The organism is Bacillus hominis (assembly GCF_030348325.1).
Taxonomy (GTDB): domain Bacteria; phylum Bacillota; class Bacilli; order Bacillales; family Bacillaceae_G; genus Bacillus_A; species Bacillus_A hominis.
Genome location: NZ_JAUCFS010000005.1, coordinates 1,452,580 through 1,469,694, shown reverse-complemented (window position 1 = coordinate 1,469,694; position 17,115 = coordinate 1,452,580). Strand labels below are relative to the sequence as shown.

Annotated in this window: 20 protein-coding genes; 1 reads left to right on the top strand and 19 read right to left on the bottom strand. The window is 36.1% G+C overall.

Features of this window, described 5'->3' with window-relative positions; all coding sequences use genetic code 11:
• Positions 1–223 precede the first annotated feature (223 nt).
• The 7 genes from QUF93_RS09915 to QUF93_RS09885 are packed head-to-tail and all read right to left on the bottom strand — an operon-like array spanning position 224 to position 5,778.
• On the bottom strand, positions 224–1,204 hold the full coding sequence (locus QUF93_RS09915; RefSeq protein ID WP_289358630.1) for a biotin--[acetyl-CoA-carboxylase] ligase: 981 nt from the start codon (positions 1,202–1,204) through the stop codon (positions 224–226).
• Positions 1,189–2,382 carry a CCA tRNA nucleotidyltransferase gene (locus tag QUF93_RS09910; RefSeq protein ID WP_289358629.1) on the bottom strand — a complete coding sequence of 398 codons (1,194 nt, stop codon included), beginning with the start codon at positions 2,380–2,382 and terminating at the stop codon, positions 1,189–1,191. The genes QUF93_RS09915 and QUF93_RS09910 overlap by 16 nt, the downstream gene beginning before the upstream one ends.
• Positions 2,369–3,514 (bottom strand): N-acetyl-alpha-D-glucosaminyl L-malate synthase BshA, encoded by a 1,146-nt coding sequence (gene bshA, locus QUF93_RS09905; protein ID WP_289358627.1) that lies wholly within the window; start codon positions 3,512–3,514, stop codon positions 2,369–2,371. Before bshA ends, QUF93_RS09910 begins: the two co-directional genes overlap by 14 nt.
• Positions 3,511–4,215, bottom strand: coding sequence for a bacillithiol biosynthesis deacetylase BshB1 (bshB1, locus tag QUF93_RS09900; protein ID WP_002117713.1), 705 nt, complete (start codon positions 4,213–4,215; stop codon positions 3,511–3,513). Before bshB1 ends, bshA begins: the two co-directional genes overlap by 4 nt.
• 11 nt (positions 4,216–4,226) lie before the next feature.
• On the bottom strand, positions 4,227–4,622 hold the full coding sequence (gene mgsA, locus QUF93_RS09895; RefSeq protein WP_000684753.1) for a methylglyoxal synthase: 396 nt from the start codon (positions 4,620–4,622) through the stop codon (positions 4,227–4,229).
• Positions 4,623–4,636: 14 nt separating this feature from the next.
• A complete protein-coding gene (gene dapB / locus QUF93_RS09890; RefSeq protein WP_000658792.1) occupies positions 4,637–5,437 on the bottom strand; it encodes a dihydrodipicolinate reductase in 801 nt (266 codons plus the stop codon).
• Positions 5,434–5,778 (bottom strand): nucleotide pyrophosphohydrolase, encoded by a 345-nt coding sequence (locus tag QUF93_RS09885; RefSeq protein WP_002117709.1) that lies wholly within the window; start codon positions 5,776–5,778, stop codon positions 5,434–5,436. Before QUF93_RS09885 ends, dapB begins: the two co-directional genes overlap by 4 nt.
• A gap of 508 nt (positions 5,779–6,286) precedes the next feature.
• On the opposite strand from QUF93_RS09885, the gene QUF93_RS09880 reads away from it, so the two are divergent.
• Positions 6,287–7,168 (top strand): YitT family protein, encoded by an 882-nt coding sequence (locus tag QUF93_RS09880; protein ID WP_002149325.1) that lies wholly within the window; start codon positions 6,287–6,289, stop codon positions 7,166–7,168.
• A gap of 28 nt (positions 7,169–7,196) precedes the next feature.
• On the opposite strand, the gene QUF93_RS09875 is transcribed toward QUF93_RS09880, so the two are convergent.
• The 12 genes from QUF93_RS09875 to aroA form a co-directional block, all read right to left on the bottom strand.
• Positions 7,197–7,847, bottom strand: coding sequence for a uracil-DNA glycosylase (locus QUF93_RS09875; protein ID WP_289358625.1), 651 nt, complete (start codon positions 7,845–7,847; stop codon positions 7,197–7,199).
• A gap of 132 nt (positions 7,848–7,979) precedes the next feature.
• Positions 7,980–8,660: a zinc metallopeptidase gene (locus QUF93_RS09870; protein ID WP_000499538.1), complete on the bottom strand. Its 681-nt coding sequence runs from the start codon at positions 8,658–8,660 to the stop codon at positions 7,980–7,982.
• A 105-nt stretch (positions 8,661–8,765) separates the two neighbouring features.
• Positions 8,766–9,551, bottom strand: coding sequence for a sporulation protein YpjB (ypjB, locus tag QUF93_RS09865; protein WP_289358624.1), 786 nt, complete (start codon positions 9,549–9,551; stop codon positions 8,766–8,768).
• A gap of 107 nt (positions 9,552–9,658) precedes the next feature.
• Positions 9,659–10,345, bottom strand: a complete 687-nt coding sequence (lit, locus tag QUF93_RS09860) for a lipoprotein intramolecular transacylase Lit (protein WP_002117696.1) — start codon at positions 10,343–10,345, stop codon at positions 9,659–9,661.
• Between the two features lie 25 nt (positions 10,346–10,370).
• Positions 10,371–10,961 carry a lipoprotein heptaprenylglyceryl N-acetyltransferase LhaT gene (gene lhaT / locus QUF93_RS09855; protein WP_289358622.1) on the bottom strand — a complete coding sequence of 197 codons (591 nt, stop codon included), beginning with the start codon at positions 10,959–10,961 and terminating at the stop codon, positions 10,371–10,373.
• 110 nt (positions 10,962–11,071) lie between these two features.
• Positions 11,072–11,839, bottom strand: a complete 768-nt coding sequence (gene qcrC / locus QUF93_RS09850; protein WP_000554600.1) for a menaquinol-cytochrome c reductase cytochrome b/c subunit — start codon at positions 11,837–11,839, stop codon at positions 11,072–11,074.
• A 43-nt stretch (positions 11,840–11,882) separates the two neighbouring features.
• Positions 11,883–12,557 (bottom strand): menaquinol-cytochrome c reductase cytochrome b subunit, encoded by a 675-nt coding sequence (gene qcrB, locus QUF93_RS09845; RefSeq protein WP_000932700.1) that lies wholly within the window; start codon positions 12,555–12,557, stop codon positions 11,883–11,885.
• The gene (qcrA, locus tag QUF93_RS09840; RefSeq protein ID WP_002117690.1) at positions 12,558–13,070 is read right to left on the bottom strand and encodes a menaquinol-cytochrome c reductase iron-sulfur subunit; all 513 of its coding nucleotides are present in this window, start codon (positions 13,068–13,070) and stop codon (positions 12,558–12,560) included.
• 143 nt (positions 13,071–13,213) lie between these two features.
• Positions 13,214–13,687 carry a YpiF family protein gene (locus QUF93_RS09835; RefSeq protein WP_289358621.1) on the bottom strand — a complete coding sequence of 158 codons (474 nt, stop codon included), beginning with the start codon at positions 13,685–13,687 and terminating at the stop codon, positions 13,214–13,216.
• Positions 13,688–13,822: 135 nt separating this feature from the next.
• On the bottom strand, positions 13,823–14,359 hold the full coding sequence (locus QUF93_RS09830) for a ReoY family proteolytic degradation factor (RefSeq protein ID WP_001095925.1): 537 nt from the start codon (positions 14,357–14,359) through the stop codon (positions 13,823–13,825).
• Positions 14,360–14,444: 85 nt separating this feature from the next.
• Entirely contained in the window at positions 14,445–15,695 is a 1,251-nt protein-coding gene (locus QUF93_RS09825; RefSeq protein WP_289358619.1) for a tetratricopeptide repeat protein, read from the bottom strand.
• A 107-nt stretch (positions 15,696–15,802) separates the two neighbouring features.
• Complete coding sequence (aroA, locus tag QUF93_RS09820) at positions 15,803–17,077, bottom strand: 3-phosphoshikimate 1-carboxyvinyltransferase (RefSeq protein ID WP_289358618.1); 1,275 nt, start codon at positions 17,075–17,077, stop codon at positions 15,803–15,805.
• Positions 17,078–17,115: the final 38 nt, after the last annotated feature.

Sequence of the window (17,115 nt, the reverse complement as noted above, 5' to 3'; positions counted from 1 at the left end):
GTCCGGTATTGGATCAAGGCAGAATCCAAATTATTATTTTTTCATACTGCGTAAAATAATGGTGCAGTTCGCTTTGATACTGCCCATATTCGAACTAATTATAGCAAACTCTGAAAAGGAATTGCTACATTTTTTCGAAAAAATAATTTTCTATTCCTATTACGGTATGTGAAATTTATTAGTATCTACATGACAAAAAGAAGCTCCAAAATAGGAACTTCTTTTACTTAATTTCTATATCAGCAGAATGAATGTGGTGCACTTGTCCTTGATGATCCTCAAGTAACAATACACCCTCCTCCGTAATCCCTTTTGCTAGCCCAGTAATAGTTTCCTTCATCGTTCGAGCTGTAATTTCTTTTCCGATACTTACTGCGTAACTTTCCCAAAGAATTTTAATAACAGAGAAGCCATTTTTTAAATACTCTTCATACAATTTCTCTAGTTGCAAGAAAATTTGTTGCATAAGTTCCGCACGAACAATCGGCTTACCCGATTCAATTGCTAATGAAGTTGCAATTTGCTGAATTTCCTCATCAAAATGTTCTTGTTTCTGATTTGCATTAATGCCAATTCCCATAATAACAGCATTAATTTTATCTGGATCAGCTTGCATCTCCGTTAATATACCGACAGCTTTTTTACCTTGAATTAAAATATCATTTGGCCATTTAATCCCTACGTTTACACCAGTACATTTTTCAATTGCTTGAGCTACGCTAACAGCTGCTAATAAAGTAAGCTGTGGTGCATGATGAACTGGAATAGATGGACGCAAGATAATACTCATCCAAATTCCTGTTCCTTTTGGAGAATACCATTTTCTACTTAAACGTCCTCTACCTGCTATTTGTTCTTCTGCAACGACAATTGTTCCCTCTTCTGCGCCTTCATAAGCAAGTCTTGCTGCAATATACTGAGTAGATTCAACCGATTCTTCAAAATAAACCGTTCTACCGATACGCTCTGTTTGTAATCCTAATTGAATCTCATTAGCAGTTACTTTATCTGGTTTACTAGCAATTCGGTACCCTAAGCGGCGTACAGCTTCTAGTTCATATCCTTCATTACGAAGGTCCTCCATATGCTTCCATACAGCGGTTCTCGAACAACCGAGTTTGTCACTAAGTGTTTGACCAGATACAAATGCACCATCTGCTTCAGAAAAAACTTGTAATAACTGCTTTCTTATAGTAGATTGCATCTTTGTAGCCACTCCCTTATATTCTCTTTCTTATTAACTAAATCTCCTTGTACGATTGCTTCTTCAATATTTTGAAGCATTTCGGCAACCCACGGACCTGGCTTTTTATCTGCCCAGCTTAATAAATCATTACCAGTCACATTCATTTCTTGACGATTTTTTATCGGCAATGCATGAAATAATGATTGTACTTGCTTAACAGACGCACTATTATAACTTTCTATTATCGCTTCATATACTCTTTCCGCCATCTCAGCGATGTGAAGTCCAGTTTTATAAAGAAGGATTGTATCCCACTCCTTCTCCTTTCTAGAACGAATTGCTAATAAAACCGCTACAATATCTTTAATCTTTTTATTCGAGAACTTCCATTGACGTAAAAAGACAGATGGATGCTCTTCTCCGATACAATATAAGAAAAATGCCCACGCCTCAACGTCTGTTTCGAAAGAATCCCATTTATACTGCGTAGCTTTCAAGAGTCTTTCTTCTGACATTTGTAAATATGGCAGATGAGAAAATAACTTCGTTTCTACTAACTCTTGAAGACCATTCACACAATATGTACCGGTCAACAATTTTTCAAATTCAACTGTAATTCTTTCAATCGCTATATGTTCGAGCAAATGCCCATACGTTTCAATTGCTTGTTTCGTCTTTATTTCCAAAGAGAAACCTAACGTGCTTACGAACCTAATACCACGCATCATTCGCAGCGCATCTTCTTGAAAACGGTCTGCAGCATCTCCAACCGTTGTAATTTCCTTCAGACAAATCGCTTCTTGCCCAGCAAATAAATCAACCATTTCGCCTTCCTCTGTCATTGCAATTGCATTCATCGTGAAATCACGTCGTTTTAAATCCTCTTCTAATGAACGGACAAATTGAACACTACTAGGTCTCCGAAAATCTTCATATTCGCTTTCTGTTCGAAAAGTAGTTACCTCATACGGTTCACCATTTTCTACAACAATTACAGTTCCATGCTCAAGACCAACCGGAACATGTCTTGGGAAAATAGCCATTACTTCTTCTGGTAAAGCAGATGTTGCGATATCGATATCTCCAATCGGTCTATCGATAATAAGATCGCGTACACTTCCACCAACGAAGTAAGCCTCATGTCCGTGCTGTTTTAATATCTCAATAATTGAACTAGCTTTTTTAAATCTTTCCATTCTTGTCATCCCTTAGTATGTCATAATAAATCGCCTCATACTGTGAAACGATTTTTTCCGAACGAAACTGCTCATATACAGATTTCATCGCTCGCTCTCCCATATTACGGTGAAGTTCTTCATTTTCTAGTAGTTGAATTGCTTGCTTAGCTATTCCATCTGTATCTCCAACTTCACATAAGTATCCTGTTTCACCATGTTGAATGACCTCTGGAATACCTCCAACCCTTGTGCCGATACAAGGCACGCCACATGCCATTGCTTCTAATAAAACAAGACCAAAACTTTCCTTTTCTGATAGAAGTAGCATTAGATCACTCATCGCAAGAAGCTCTGCAACATTATCTTGCTTTCCTAGGAATAAGACACGATCTTCAATATGTAAATTTTTCACTAACTGTAAAATCGTACAGAATTCTGGTCCATCCCCAACAAGAAGCAACTTTGCATCTACTTCTTTAACAATTTTGGCGAATGCATGAACCACATCCTGTACTCGCTTAACTTTTCGGAAATTCGAAATGTGAATGAGCACTTTTTCATTTTCCTGTATACCGTATTCTTTCTTTAGTTGATACATATCACGCTTAAAATATACTCGTTCATCAATAAAATTGTATACTGTCTGAATCTCTTTATCTGGTTTTACAAGCTCATGCGTTTCTTCAATTAACGAATGCGACACAGCAGTAACTACATCAGATTGTTCAATACCAAAGCGAATTAAATTATTTAACGAAGGGTCGGAACCTAACACAGTAATATCTGTTCCGTGTAAGGTTGTAACAATTTTAATACGCTCCCCAATCATTTGTTTTGCTAAATATGCACAAATAGCATGAGGAATCGCATAATGCACATGTAAAATATCAAGGTTTTCTCTTTGAGCAACTTCGGCCATTTTACTTGCTAATGCTAAATCGTAAGGTGGATATTGAAATACTGAATATTGATTTACTGCTACTTCGTGAAAATAAATGTTTGGATACACTTTATTTAATCGGAATGGTAAACCCGATGTAATAAAATGAATTTCATGCCCACGTTCCGCCAATTGCTTTCCTAATTCTGTTCCAACAACACCAGAACCACCTACAGAAGGATAACATGTAATACCTATTTTCAATTTCATTTACATCCCCCTATTAAATCAGCATGTAATAAAACCGGTTTCTTACTCATAAATCCTTCGGCATACATCACTCCAACTTCTTTCCCAAACATCTTCTCACGAGCGATTACTGTTTCAACGTAACCTTCAGTTAGTGGCGTCTTAACACCATCACTCCCTGTTGAAAACTGACTTTCATACGCTTCTAGCGCTTCCACTTTTTTAGAAAGGTATTCACTAATATCTATACAAAAATTCGGTTTATGAAAACCATTAATCATATAATTATAAAAAGACTCTACACGATGCGGCGGAAGTTCAGGCATATATTTACGAACTCCCGCTGAAAAGATAGCTTCTTCCACAAGTTTCGCGCAATTAGCATGGTCTGGATGACGATCTTCGTAATATGGTGCGAAAATTAGTGTTGGTTTATATGTACGAATAATCTTTACAATTTCACGTATGTACTCTTCTTTCATATACAAACCACGGTCTGGCATCGCTAAATTAATTCTCGTTTTTACTCCCATAATACGAGCTGCAGCCTTTGCTTCTTCTTTTCTCAGTTCTACCGTTCCATTTGAAGAAAGGTTGGCTTCTGTTAAATCGCAAATGCCTACTTCATATCCTTGCTTCGTATACTTTGCAATGGTACCCGCCATGCCGATTTCCACATCATCGGCATGAGCACCAAACGCTAATATATGTAATCCACTCATAATTGTTCCCCTCATTTTCTTAACTTTCGGTAATCTAAATCTCCCCGCTCTAATGCATGCATTAACATTTCAGCACTTGCCATATTCGTTGCTAGTGGGATGGCGTATACATCACATAAACGAAGTAACGCATTGACATCTGGTTCATGCGGCTGGGCTGTTAGTGGATCTCGGAAAAAAATCACCATATCCATCTCATTTTTTGCAATCATTGCACCAATTTCTTGATCACCACCAAGAGGACCAGATTGATATCTTGTTACAACTAAACCAGTTGCCTCCATAATACGAAGTCCTGTCGTTCCTGTTGCAAAAAGTTCATGTTTTTCAAAAATTGGTTTATATGCGTATGCGAACGAAACCATATCATCTTTCTTTTTGTCATGTGCGATTAAGGCAATTTTCATCCGTTGTCTCCCCTTTAGTCGATAATGTTTTCTAAACCGTACACAAGATGATCTAAGTTCATTACTGTTTCAATTGATAATTTTACACCTGACATAAATGATGCACGATTGAACGAATCGTGACGAACTGTTAACATTTGTCCATCTCCGCCAAACATTACTTCTTGGTGTGCAATAAGCCCTGGTAAACGTACGCTATGAATGTGAATACCATCTACATTTGCACCACGTGCTCCTTCTAATTGTTCCGTTTCATTAGGGTGTCCTTGCTCTTTTGGTACACGATTTTGACGGATTAATTCTACTGTTTTTACAGCCGTACCTGATGGTGCGTCTAATTTTTGATCATGGTGTAATTCAATTACTTCAACATCTTGGAAGTACTTCGCTGCCATTTGTGAAAATTTCATCATAAGAACTGCACCAATTGCAAAGTTTGGAGCGATAATTGTTCCTACTTCTTTTTCTTTTGCATTTTCTGTTAATTGCTTTAGTTCTTCTTCAGTAAATCCAGTTGTACCAATAACAGATCGAAGTCCTCGTTCAACTGCAAGTGTCACATGTTTCTTTCCAATTTCTGGTGTTGTTAAATCTAACAATACATCTGCTTCTACTTCATCTAAACAAGTATGTAAATCCGCGTAAATAGGTGCATCTAGCGCTGGCATTCCAGGTAAATCAGAAATTTTTTCGCCGCCATGCTTATAATCAATTGCTGCTACTAAATTGAAATGCGCTGTTCTTTCCATTAGAAGGACTGCTTCATGTCCCATACGTCCTCTTGGTCCAGCGATAATTACTTTAATTTCTTTCATGCGTCTTTCTCTCCCTCATCAATACGTGTCCAGCGATCTTTATCACGTGTATTAAATTTATTCATTACAATGTTATGCGCTGTTTCTAAATCAATATTTAAACTATTTGCCATACAAATCATAACAAATAACACATCTCCAAGCTCTTCTTCAATACTTCGTTCTTTCTCAGTCGTTTTCTTCGGCTTCTCACCATAATAATGGTTAACCTCTCTTGCAAGCTCTCCCATTTCTTCAGTTAAACGGGCCATCATTGCAAGCGGACTAAAATAACCTTCTTTAAATTGACCAATATATGCATCTACTTCCTTCTGCATATCTTTCATCGTTTTTGCTTCCATACTTGTCACCTCTATTCCTTCTTCTTTCATGTTAGCCAATTCATCGCGATTTGACAAATATTATTCTCTCATATCACTATTTACGACTCTTTTTTGGATAGACTATAATAAAGTGAAACTTTCTTTTGCCTGATTTTTGCAAAAGATTAGTTGAACCAATCGGGTCCCTATGGCTGGTTCGCCCTTTTCTCCTTTGCTTTTCCCTCTACCAGCCGTTGGGACGGGGTAAAGTGAAACTTTCTTTTGCGTGATTTTTGCAAAAGATTAGTTGAACCAATCGGGCTCTTACGGCTGGTTCGCTCTGTCTTCTCTGCTTTACCCCCTACCAGCCGTTTGAGCGGGGTAAAGTGAAACTTTCTTTTGCGTGATTTTTGCAAAAGATTAGCCTGAACTAATTAAGCTCTTATACCATTCTCTATTTTTACTAGCAACTAGAAATAACTTATTATTATGTTTTACCGTTTAAGCGGAGCAATTCCAATCATTACATAACTAGGGGGATTTCTATATGAAAGCAAACTTGAAGATTCGAAATATCATTTTCATTTTAATCGGTTCCGCTATTTTTTCTTTCGGTATTGTGAATATCAATATTGAAAACCACCTTGCAGAGGGTGGATTTACCGGTATTACGCTATTATTATATTTTCTATTTTCGCTTGACCCTTCCTATACAAACTTAATTTTAAATATCCCTATATTTTTTATTGGTTGGAAGTTACTCGGCCGAACAACATTTTTATATACATTAATCGGTACATTTAGCGTATCTTTATTCCTATGGATTTTCCAGCGCTACGAAGTACTCAACTTACATTTAAACTTGCAAAATGATATGACACTGGCTGCTTTATTCGCAGGAGCATTTATCGGTATAGGACTTGGAATTATATTTAAATATGGCGGGACTACTGGCGGTGTTGATATTATCGCAAGACTAGCTCACAAATATGTTGGCTGGAGTATGGGAAAAACGATGTTTATGTTTGATGCGGTCGTTATCATTGTCTCTATTCTTACATATTTATCATATCGTGAAGGCATGTATACGTTAGTTGCTGTATTTATCGGGGCTAAGGTTATTGATTTTATGCAAGAAGGAGCTTATGCAGCAAAAGGAGCTACTATTATCTCGGATAAAAACGATGAAATTGCTTCAAAAATTTTATCCGAAATGGAGCGCGGAGCAACCTTTTTAAAAGCAGTTGGATCCTATACAAAAGTTGAACGAAATGTACTATATTGTGTTGTTGCAAAAAACGAAATCGTGAAATTAAAAAATATCATTACTTCTGTAGACCCTCACGCCTTTGTTGCTGTAAGTGATGTACATGATGTCGTCGGCGAAGGATTTACATTAGATGAAAATAAAAATCCGTTACATAATTAAATTCAACTAGAAAAGCTCTTTAGCTTTTCTAGTTTTTTATTACATATCTTTTAAGTTTCTCCAAATCCTCATAAATGAGCTCCAATAAACTGCGATTATAAAAAATTGAAGCCGGATGAAAAGTAGGAAATATATTATATTCTTTTTCAGTCCATATAAACTCTGCCTGTTGTATATTCTTTAGCTTTTGGATCGGCTGCTTTAATAATTGTCCGTGAACATCTGTAATCTTTTTATTATTTCCGGCTAAACGCTTTAACGCAATATTACCAAGCGTCACGATAACTGGCGAATCCATATGTGCCAATTCATAATCTAACAACGGCGCATGGGCAAGTATCTCACCTTGATTCGGTGTTCTATTGTACTTCTTTTGTATTATTTCGCCGCTTCGCTCTCTTTTCTCTCTCCACTTATACGGTCTACTCCGAACCGCACTCGTAATATATACTTCTTCCCTCGTAATGTGAATACGTCCTAAAAACTCCATTAAATGTTTTCCAGCTTTCCCGCTAAACGGGATACCATTATGAATTTCTGTTTCACCAGGTGCTTCTCCAACAATCATTAATTTCGGATTTCTAGGACCCTGTCCACTTAAAAAACCTTCTAATTGGTACGTAGCACTACGCTCCTTCACTTGTTTAACTAAATAATCTGGATATTCTATTTCCGTCACCTTCTTTCATCATTCCATACTTATCTTTATTTTAACTAGTTCTATACCCATATTATCTCTATTATTTCCATTTGTAACATGTTATAAGATTCAATCCACAAAACAAAAAAAGACTATCATAATTGATAGTCTTTAATCGTCGCTACGCTGCATACCAGTATAAATTAATACGAGACGTAATAATTCAAATACTGCTACAGCAGCTGCTGCTACATATGTTAATGCTGCCGCATTTAATACTTTACGAGCTTGACCGTACTCATCTGTCGATACGATACCAAGTGCTTCAATTTGTTGCATTGCACGTTTTGATGCATCAAACTCAACTGGTAATGTAACAAGTTGGAAAATAACACCTGCTGCCATTAAAATAATTCCTAGTAACAACAAACCAGACATTTGTGCAAATACACCAATTAGGACAAAAACCCATGACATGTTTGAACCAAAATTAGCAACTGGCACTAGCGAATGGCGTACACGCATGAAGTTATAATCTTTCGCATCTTGAATTGCGTGTCCTACTTCATGTGCTGCTACAGCTGTACCAGCAACTGAATGTCCATAATAGTTATCTGTTGATAATCGAACTGTTTTGGCAGTTGGATCGTAATGATCCGATAAATGACCTGGCGTTTCTTCTACAGCTACATTGTACAATCCATTTTCATCTAAAATTTTCCGAGCCACTTCCGCTCCTGTCATACCTGATGTTGAATAAACTTGTGAATACTTGCTATAGGCACTACGTACTTTTGACTGTGCATACAACGGTATGATCAAAATGATCGCGAAGTAAATTAAATAAAACATCATAAACCTCCATTGAAGTTTTAATTATAGTACTTCTCATTCTATTTTTTTCTTCCACCGTTGTCAATAAACAAACCTTACAATCCGTATCTTTATTTATACGCATTATCTATCTTTAGAATGCAAGCTACTTCTCCGCTTCTCTCTCTCACCTTTATACTTTCTCCATCCAACATACGTTAAAGTGAACAGAATAAGTCCTCCAGTAATTGTCATAAACCAAATGAGAGAGGGAGCAACCTCATCTTTTTTTACGGTATGAAATATTTTTTGCAAATCACCTTTAATAATCCCTAGTTGCATTTGTCCACCTTTCGTTTTTAACATAATATTACGAAATTCATCCAAATAAGATAAATGTGCATTTACACGCTGCGCTTCGTTTTCTGGCAGAGCAATCATTAAACTAGGATAAATAATATTAAATTCATTTAAAAATGTATTTAGCGTCTGTTGGAACTGTCCATCATCGTCTTTTTCCATCGCTTTTTCTACTTGAGAAAAAGCATTCATTATCTTTCTTTCTCTTTCCACCCAAAGTGGCTGATATTTAGATACTTGTGCATCAACAGCAAGTTGTAACGCTAACATATTATCCACTTTAACTTGCCTATCTAAATCTTCCGCGAGAGATTGTTTCGCCTTATCGTACGCCAAAGAAACGACTCTAATTTGTCCCGGAGTTACTTTTGAATTTTTTTCATTTTCCCTTGATAGAAACTGCTCTGAAAAATGGTGCAGTACTTGTATTGCCTTTTCATCTTCTTTTTTCTTCACTAACTGCAAAGAGTCATCTAGCAATCCAGTTAATTCACTCCACTCTTCAGCATATATACGTACTGGAAACATTATAATTAGAAATGCTATCAGTCCAATTAATGTTCTCTTCATCCCGGTCCCCCCTATAACTACTAGTACAAAATATGTGGAATTGGACAAGAATAGAACATAACTAGGATGAAAAATATATTATCGTTTTATAAACAAAAAAATTCTCTTTAAACAGAGAATTTTTCCTTTGAAATCTTTTTCTTTTTTACGAAATATCTATACATGCTGTAACAAAGTATACTACCACATAAAATGAATAACAAAATAGCACACGCAGCATGCATAAAGAATTCCTCTGGTAGCATTAATATAATCGGATCCGTTTCAATATCAAACATCCAATAATCATTACTGAATAAAAGCTTATGGAATAATACAAAACTCTTTTCAAAATTAATAGCAATTGGTAACATCAGTGCTATCGGAAATATGATTGTTAGAATCGATCCGTGCAGTAAAAACTTTTCATTTTTTCTTTTTAATAAATAAACGCCGCCTATTACTGCAATCGTAATTGTCGCATACATCACATATTGAATCTTCACTAAAATATTTTTAACATCCACAAAATGAATACGACCATTTGTAGACATATCTAATGTAGGAAACTGTAATGCTCCGTCATAAAACGGAGATAAATATGTAATCAGCACATCATAATTTCTCTTAATTTCATCCTTCGTCATATCTGCTAAATCTGGAATGTTTAAAAAATCAATTTCAAAATAATATAGCCATTTTCCGTATACAATTGCCACTGTTGCGAGTGCAAAAATAGAAAATGCTATGCTATATGAAACAACTAAAGTAATCAATCGATCCAATATGTTTATACCACTCTTATTTTTCTTCATTTTCTCCCCCTATATGTCCTCACTATCATAAAGAAAACTGTTTTCGGTTCTCACGTAAGCAATAATAATATGTGATACACAGTACAGCAATACTTAACCAAAACGTAAAATAACCAATTTTCTCTGCAAACAAATGCATAATTCCGTATCTCGGCATTTGCCAAAATAAATAATCAATTGCATCATTATGTAATGTCCATATACCTGCTACTACAAAATGCCATTTTTTTATGCGGTAAAACGGAGCATATAACACTCCCTGCACAGCCATTGCAAAATGCGATAGCATTAACATATACCCCATAAGACCAATAGGACCTTTTACATAAATCAAAACCCCATTTACAACAACAGCCCATATACCATATTTTATTAAAGTAACAATTGCCAGAGCCTCTATTAACCCCCAGTTTCTCTTTATTAAGAAACCAATTAAAACAAAGACAAAAAAGAGACTCGCCATAGGGCTATCTGGTACAAACGGCCAAAATATAGGTGAAGTTTCTTGTAATTGATTTCCATACCATATAAATCCGTAAATTGTACCTAATATGTTAACAATCAATAAAAATAATAGTACCGAACGTTGCCTTAACATTGCATACAAGTAAACCAAGCTGTCTGTCCAACACCTTTCATTCTTTCATCAAACTCTACTCTATTATATAGTAAACTTTCTGTCATCAAAATAAAAAGCTGACTACAAATTTTGTAGTCAGCTCTCTCTTACTTCTTATTATACTTCGCAATAAATTCCGAAAGTTTTTTCAGTTCTTCATCCGTTCCTTTAAATACGCCTTTAGGCATTGAACCTTTTCCATCTTTCGCAATTTTAGCGATTTCTTCTGGCTTTAAAGTTAAGTTTTGCAAAGCCGGTGCTGCTGCCCCGCCCTGTAAATTGTCACCATGACATGTTAAACAAGTATTTTTTTGCATTAATTTATAACCGTCATCATTTTTATCAACTGGTGCTGTTTTTACAATTGCTCCTTGTTTTTTTGCAGCTTCCCAATCGTGGTGTGCTACAGATTCCCAAGTTAAAAAGATAATCGATGCAATTGCTAAAAGCATAAATCCAGTTGCTACAGGACGCTTCAAGGGGCGTCTTTCTGGGCCTCGATCAAGAAATGGAGCTAACAGCAATGCTCCAAACGCAATCCCTGGCATAATAAATGCTCCAATTACAGTAAATGATCCTGAAGCATAAGAATACTTTAATAACTGATACAAGAATAAGAAATACCAATCTGGAAGTGGTATATATCCTGCATCTGTAGGATCCGCCATTCTCTCAAGCGGTGACGGATGCGCCACTGTTAAACATAAATAACCGATTAAAAAAACTGCACCAACCATCCATTCTTTTAACAAGAAGTTCGGCCAAAATGCTTCTGTTTTTCCTGGGTATTCAGAATAGTCTTTTGGAATATTTGGTTTCCGAGCTACTGGTACCCGAGAATCTCCTACAAACTTCATCCCTTTGCCGCGGTGCATAATCTCCCTCCTTTAGTTCTTTCCCCTTTAATTTAGCAATCTCTTATAGTGGACCGGAAATACCTTGTTTGCGAATCATGATGAAGTGGAAGGCCATTAAACCTAGAAGTGCTGCTGGTAAGAAGAAGACATGAATAGCAAAGAAGCGAGTTAATGTTTGAGCGCCAACAATTTCGGAATGACCAGCGAGTAATGTTTTAATATAAGGACCAATGAGCGGCGTTTGCTCTGCAATTTGAATCCCTACTTTCGTAGCAAATAACGCTTTCATATCCCACGGTAATAAATATCCGGTAAAACCAAGACCTAACATAACAAAGAAAATAAGAACACCAACAATCCAGTTTAACTCACGAGGCTTTTTATACGCACCTTGGAAGAAAACTCTGAGTGTATGTAAAAACATCATTACAATTACAAGACTAGCACCCCAGTGGTGCATACCACGAACAATTTGTCCGTATGCAACTTCATTTTGTAAATAATAAACCGATTCCCAAGCATTTTTAATATCAGGCACATAATACATCGTCAAAAACATTCCAGATAAAATTTGAATTACAGTAACGAAAAAGGTCAATCCCCCAAAGCAGTAGACGAATGCAGAAAAGTGATGCGCCGGGTTAACATGTTCAGGTACTTCATGATCAGCGATATCGCGCCATATCGGTGTAATATCTAACCGCTCGTCTACCCAATCATAAATTTTATTTAGCATCTACTTTGCACCCCCTTTTGGCTTCGCTTTTCCTAAATACAACGTTCCATCTTTCACTTTAGATTCGTAAATATCAAGCGGAGCAAGGGGTGGCGTACCTTTAATGTTCATCCCATCTTTTGTATAACGGCCCCCGTGACACGGGCAAAAGAATTGATTCGGATGTGCCTTGTCCGAATTCCAGTTCACTGTACACCCTAAATGTTTACATACTGGAGAGAACGCAACAATGTCTCCGCTTTCATCTTTATGAACCCAAGCTGATTTTGGCTCTTCAGACTTGTACCAACCATCAACCTGCTTCACCTTAAAGTCGAAACGCTTCGGTTCTGTTGTAATATCCTTCACTTGTGCAACAGCAACCATATCCGTTCCTGCTTCTTTTCTTAACACCGGATCAAGTGCAAATCGCGTCATCGGCATTAAAATACCCGCTGCCATAAAGCCTCCTACCCCTGTAAGTGTGTAATTTAAAAACTGTCTTCTTGACACACGATGTTCCTTCTCGCTCACGAAAATTTCCCCCCTCTATCAGAAATTGTCCCCTCGTGAAAAATAATATAAAAAATAAAAACTAGGACACTATCATGATATAATACCCACATGCACAGGTCAATATCATACTACTCATAATAATAAGAACTTTCTGTTTATTACTAATTTCCCCATTTTTCTTCTAACATTATCATTATATTTTTTATATGAGCGTGAATGACTTCTCTCTTCGCTTGCTCACTAAATTGTTCTAACGCTAATGAAGGAAACCAAAATAAATCTCCTTGTAATTCTTGCATATCTTCTTTCCATGAAAAATCACTTGTAACGTAAGCAATGTGCTTAAAACCTTGGCTTTGTAAATGATCTGTCCATTCTTGCAAACGACCTTTTTCATTCTTTTGACTTTCTACCAAATACGTAAATGCAGGTAATAAAAGCACTCTTCCTTTATATTCTCTTTCCAATTCCATACTCAACAATTCGATAAATTCACCTTGTTCTACAACCATTTTCATTTCTTTTGCTGCCGAAATTGATAAGAGTGGTATAACTCCTGTATCGACATACTCTCTTGCTTCCTCAAACTGTTCCACATCTTTTACAATCCATTTCAAGTCTCTTCCCTCCCTCAATTAAAAATAACAGAACTTTCACTTTATATATATTAAACCATACTAAAAGGGGTAAAAAAAGAAAAACTACCTAATATCGGTAGTTTTTCTTAAAAAAGTCTGAAATTTGTAAAAATTTAATAATCCAAATAAATTCTATAAAGTCTTTAACTCCGCCGTTAACCTATGAAACGCTTCCTTATCTTGCTTATCCAGCGCTTCATCAATTTGTTTCAAAAGACGTTCTCTTCTAAATGAAAATACACTTTCTTCTAAAAATCTCTCTGCAAGTAAACGATCTTTTTCATTTACTTCAATATGCTTTGGTAAATATGGGTTTTCTTCTAATACAGCTACATAATTTGCATTTTGGAACGATGATTTAAAGTTGAGTTGAATATAAATATCTTCATCTCGATTTAAACGAATATCATGAAACGATTTTTCAGCATCTGTTGTCATAACATTTTGTTTAAAAAAGTGAAACGGTGTATCTTTCACACAATTCGCTGACATCACTAAGCCACGCGGACAATATTTTGCATGTTCTACGAAGTGGACTTTATGCATTAATTGATCGTGACTCATTAAATAATTCAAAATCCATACACATTCACGCTGTTTCAGTTGGTAATTATTCAAAAACCATTTTACAAAATCCTTCTTCTCGTTTACAGAAACAGGGGTATTCATAGCAATTAAGTCCCTCCTCTGTCTTTCTCTTTTCTTTTTAGATTCAAGAAGCGGCATTCAGTTTCCTTCCAACTTATAAAAAATCCTATAAATTATATAACAACTCTTCAATATGAATTTGTGTCGGGTCTAGTTGTATCAACTGAGTAAATACTTCTTTCGCCTCTTTTCGCATTCCTTCTTCCAATAAGAAATAACCGTACTCTTCCAAGAAGTCTGGATGATTCTTAAAAGAAGTATATGCACTTTCATAGTGTTTTAATGCATCCGAATACATTTCTAATTGTTTTTTTGCAAACGCAAGATCCCAAAGTAGTTGTGTATCTGGCTCTCCGCTATCAATTGCACGCTCTACAACTGCAATTAACTCTTCATACTTTTCTTGTTCTTTTAAAATATAAGCATATTTCAATGTTGCACCTAAATGTCCTGGATCTAACTCAAGCGCTTTTTGAAGCACTTCTTCTGCTTCCGCTACTTTCCCTAATTTTGCTGCAATGTTAGCTAATTCTACATAAAACGGAACAGAAAGTTCATCTACTTTAATACCTTCATGAAGTGTTTCATAGCTTTCTTGAAGCATTCCTTCTTTTTCATAGCTTTTCGCTAAATACATGTACAATGATGCATATTCAGGGTCTAATTCTTTTAATTCTTGCCAAGCACCAATTGCTCTTTGATATTCTTCTCCTTGGTATAATGTGAAAGCATATCCAAATAATGAGTGAATATCTTTTTGCTCCTCTAAGCCTGCTTCATAGTAAGAGATTGCCTCTTCCCAGTTTCCAATCGCACTTAACGTTTCCGCAAGGCGCAACGCAATGACAACACCACCCATTACTTTATGTTCTGCTAATAGCGATTCATAATGAGTAATTGCCTTTTGTTCTTCACCTTTACTACTATATAATTCTGCTAATCCAAACGTAATAACAGGTTCGTCAGGCATCATTTCTTTCGCCTTTAATAGTTTTTGCTCCGCTACATCATCAAAGCCTTGCATTTGGAATAAATCCGCAACAAGTAATAACGATTGAACATATAAATCATCATTTTCTGGAATATCATGAAGCACTTCAATTGCTTCATCCTCTTTGTCTAGATCAATGTATAATTCTGCTAAAAATACCGTAAATTCACTTTCTTCTGGATACAGTAAGCGTAAGTCTTCAGTAATTGTTAGCGCCTCATCCATAAATCCAAGTGTATGATAATAGCGAGCGATATCATACTTCTCTTCATCATTCGCAATTTGTAATTGTTCTTTTAATAATTGTAATCCTTTTTCCGCTTCTCCACTTTCAATATATGAAACAGCTTGTTCAAACTTTTGCATAAACGTCTCCTTTAATTCAAAAAATATTCTCTTCTGTTCATTTATCATAAGCAACTAGGTGTAAGAACGCAACCTTTTGAGTGAACTGCCTCTTCCTATACTTTCTCTTATAGCGCAGCTAATTGTTCGAAAAATTCTGGATACGACACAGCGACCGCATCACTATTCTCTATTTTCACTTCTCCATCTATAATACACGATGCGATTGCAAGCATCATCCCAATACGATGATCGCCGTGACTATTAACAGTATTTCCTTTTAAATTTTGTTTACCATATATAATCATACCATCTGGTGTAGCTTCAATCTTCGCACCTAATTTGCCTAATTCATCTACAACAGTATCGATACGATTTGTTTCTTTTACTTTTAACTCCTCAGCGTCTTTAATAACAGTAATTCCTTCTGCCTGCGTTGCCAATAAAGCAATGACAGGAATTTCATCAATTAATCTTGGAATAAGAGTTCCACCAATTTCTATTCCTTTTAGTTTAGATGTTTCAATTGTAATATCCCCACACGGTTCAAATTCTTCATTTCTAATATGATCGATAGAAATAAGTGCACCCATCTTTGTTAATACATCTAAAATCCCTGTTCTCGTCGGATTTAAACCAACGTTTTCCAATACAAGCTTACTATTTTGGACAATTGCACCAGCTACTAAGAAAAATGCAGCCGAAGAAATATCTCCTGGAACTTCTATGTCTGCACCTTTAAGTTGTTGTCCGCCTTGTAATGAAATGGTCCGTCCATTAACATCTACTGTACAACCGAATGCACGTAACATTCTTTCCGTATGATCACGAGATTGCATAGGCTCTGTTACTGTAGTTACGCCTTCCCCTTGCAAACCTGCAAGTAAAACTGCTGACTTCACTTGTGCACTTGCTACTGGTGAATGGTAATGCATACCTTTTACCTTACCACCGCGAATAGATAAAGGTGTATATTGTCCGTTTTCTCTACCATCAATTTGAGCATTCATCTTACTAAGCGGGTCTGTAACACGTTTCATAGGACGTTTTCCAATTGATGCATCACCAATTATCGTACTATGGAACGGCGTATTTGCTAAAATCCCAAGCATAAGACGAATAGTCGTCCCTGAATTCCCCACATCTAATACTTCTTTCGGTTCTTGTAAATTATGTAATCCTTTACCGTAAATCGTGACATCGTTACCACTCTGTTCAATCTGGACACCTAGTTTTTGAAAACATGCAATTGTACTTAAACAATCTTCTCCTAATAAAAAATTTGATACTTTCGTCGTCCCTTCCGCTATCGCTCCAAACATAACAGAGCGATGCGAAATAGATTTATCTCCTGGAACAACAATTTTCCCATTTAAACTATTTTTTCGTCCTACTAGTTTCAAACTGTATCCTCCTCACATTTTAAATAAGTTATATGTAC

Bases quoted from the DNA above. Each gene is read 5' to 3' on its own strand.
- QUF93_RS09915 (WP_289358630.1), bottom strand. From the start codon at position 1,204: ATGCAATCTACTATAAGAAAGCAGTTATTACAAGTTTTTTCTGAAGCA.
- QUF93_RS09910 (WP_289358629.1), bottom strand. From the start codon at position 2,382: ATGGAAAGATTTAAAAAAGCTAGTTCAATTATTGAGATATTAAAACAG.
- bshA (WP_289358627.1), bottom strand. From the start codon at position 3,514: ATGAAATTGAAAATAGGTATTACATGTTATCCTTCTGTAGGTGGTTCT.
- bshB1 (WP_002117713.1), bottom strand. From the start codon at position 4,215: ATGAGTGGATTACATATATTAGCGTTTGGTGCTCATGCCGATGATGTG.
- mgsA (WP_000684753.1), bottom strand. From the start codon at position 4,622: ATGAAAATTGCCTTAATCGCACATGACAAAAAGAAAGATGATATGGTT.
- dapB (WP_000658792.1), bottom strand. From the start codon at position 5,437: ATGAAAGAAATTAAAGTAATTATCGCTGGACCAAGAGGACGTATGGGA.
- QUF93_RS09885 (WP_002117709.1), bottom strand. From the start codon at position 5,778: ATGGAAGCAAAAACGATGAAAGATATGCAGAAGGAAGTAGATGCATAT.
- QUF93_RS09880 (WP_002149325.1), top strand. From the start codon at position 6,287: ATGAAAGCAAACTTGAAGATTCGAAATATCATTTTCATTTTAATCGGT.
- QUF93_RS09870 (WP_000499538.1), bottom strand. From the start codon at position 8,660: ATGTTTTATTTAATTTACTTCGCGATCATTTTGATCATACCGTTGTAT.
- ypjB (WP_289358624.1), bottom strand. From the start codon at position 9,551: ATGAAGAGAACATTAATTGGACTGATAGCATTTCTAATTATAATGTTT.
- lit (WP_002117696.1), bottom strand. From the start codon at position 10,345: ATGAAGAAAAATAAGAGTGGTATAAACATATTGGATCGATTGATTACT.
- qcrC (WP_000554600.1), bottom strand. From the start codon at position 11,839: ATGCACCGCGGCAAAGGGATGAAGTTTGTAGGAGATTCTCGGGTACCA.
- qcrB (WP_000932700.1), bottom strand. From the start codon at position 12,557: ATGCTAAATAAAATTTATGATTGGGTAGACGAGCGGTTAGATATTACA.
- QUF93_RS09830 (WP_001095925.1), bottom strand. From the start codon at position 14,359: ATGAATACCCCTGTTTCTGTAAACGAGAAGAAGGATTTTGTAAAATGG.
- QUF93_RS09825 (WP_289358619.1), bottom strand. From the start codon at position 15,695: ATGCAAAAGTTTGAACAAGCTGTTTCATATATTGAAAGTGGAGAAGCG.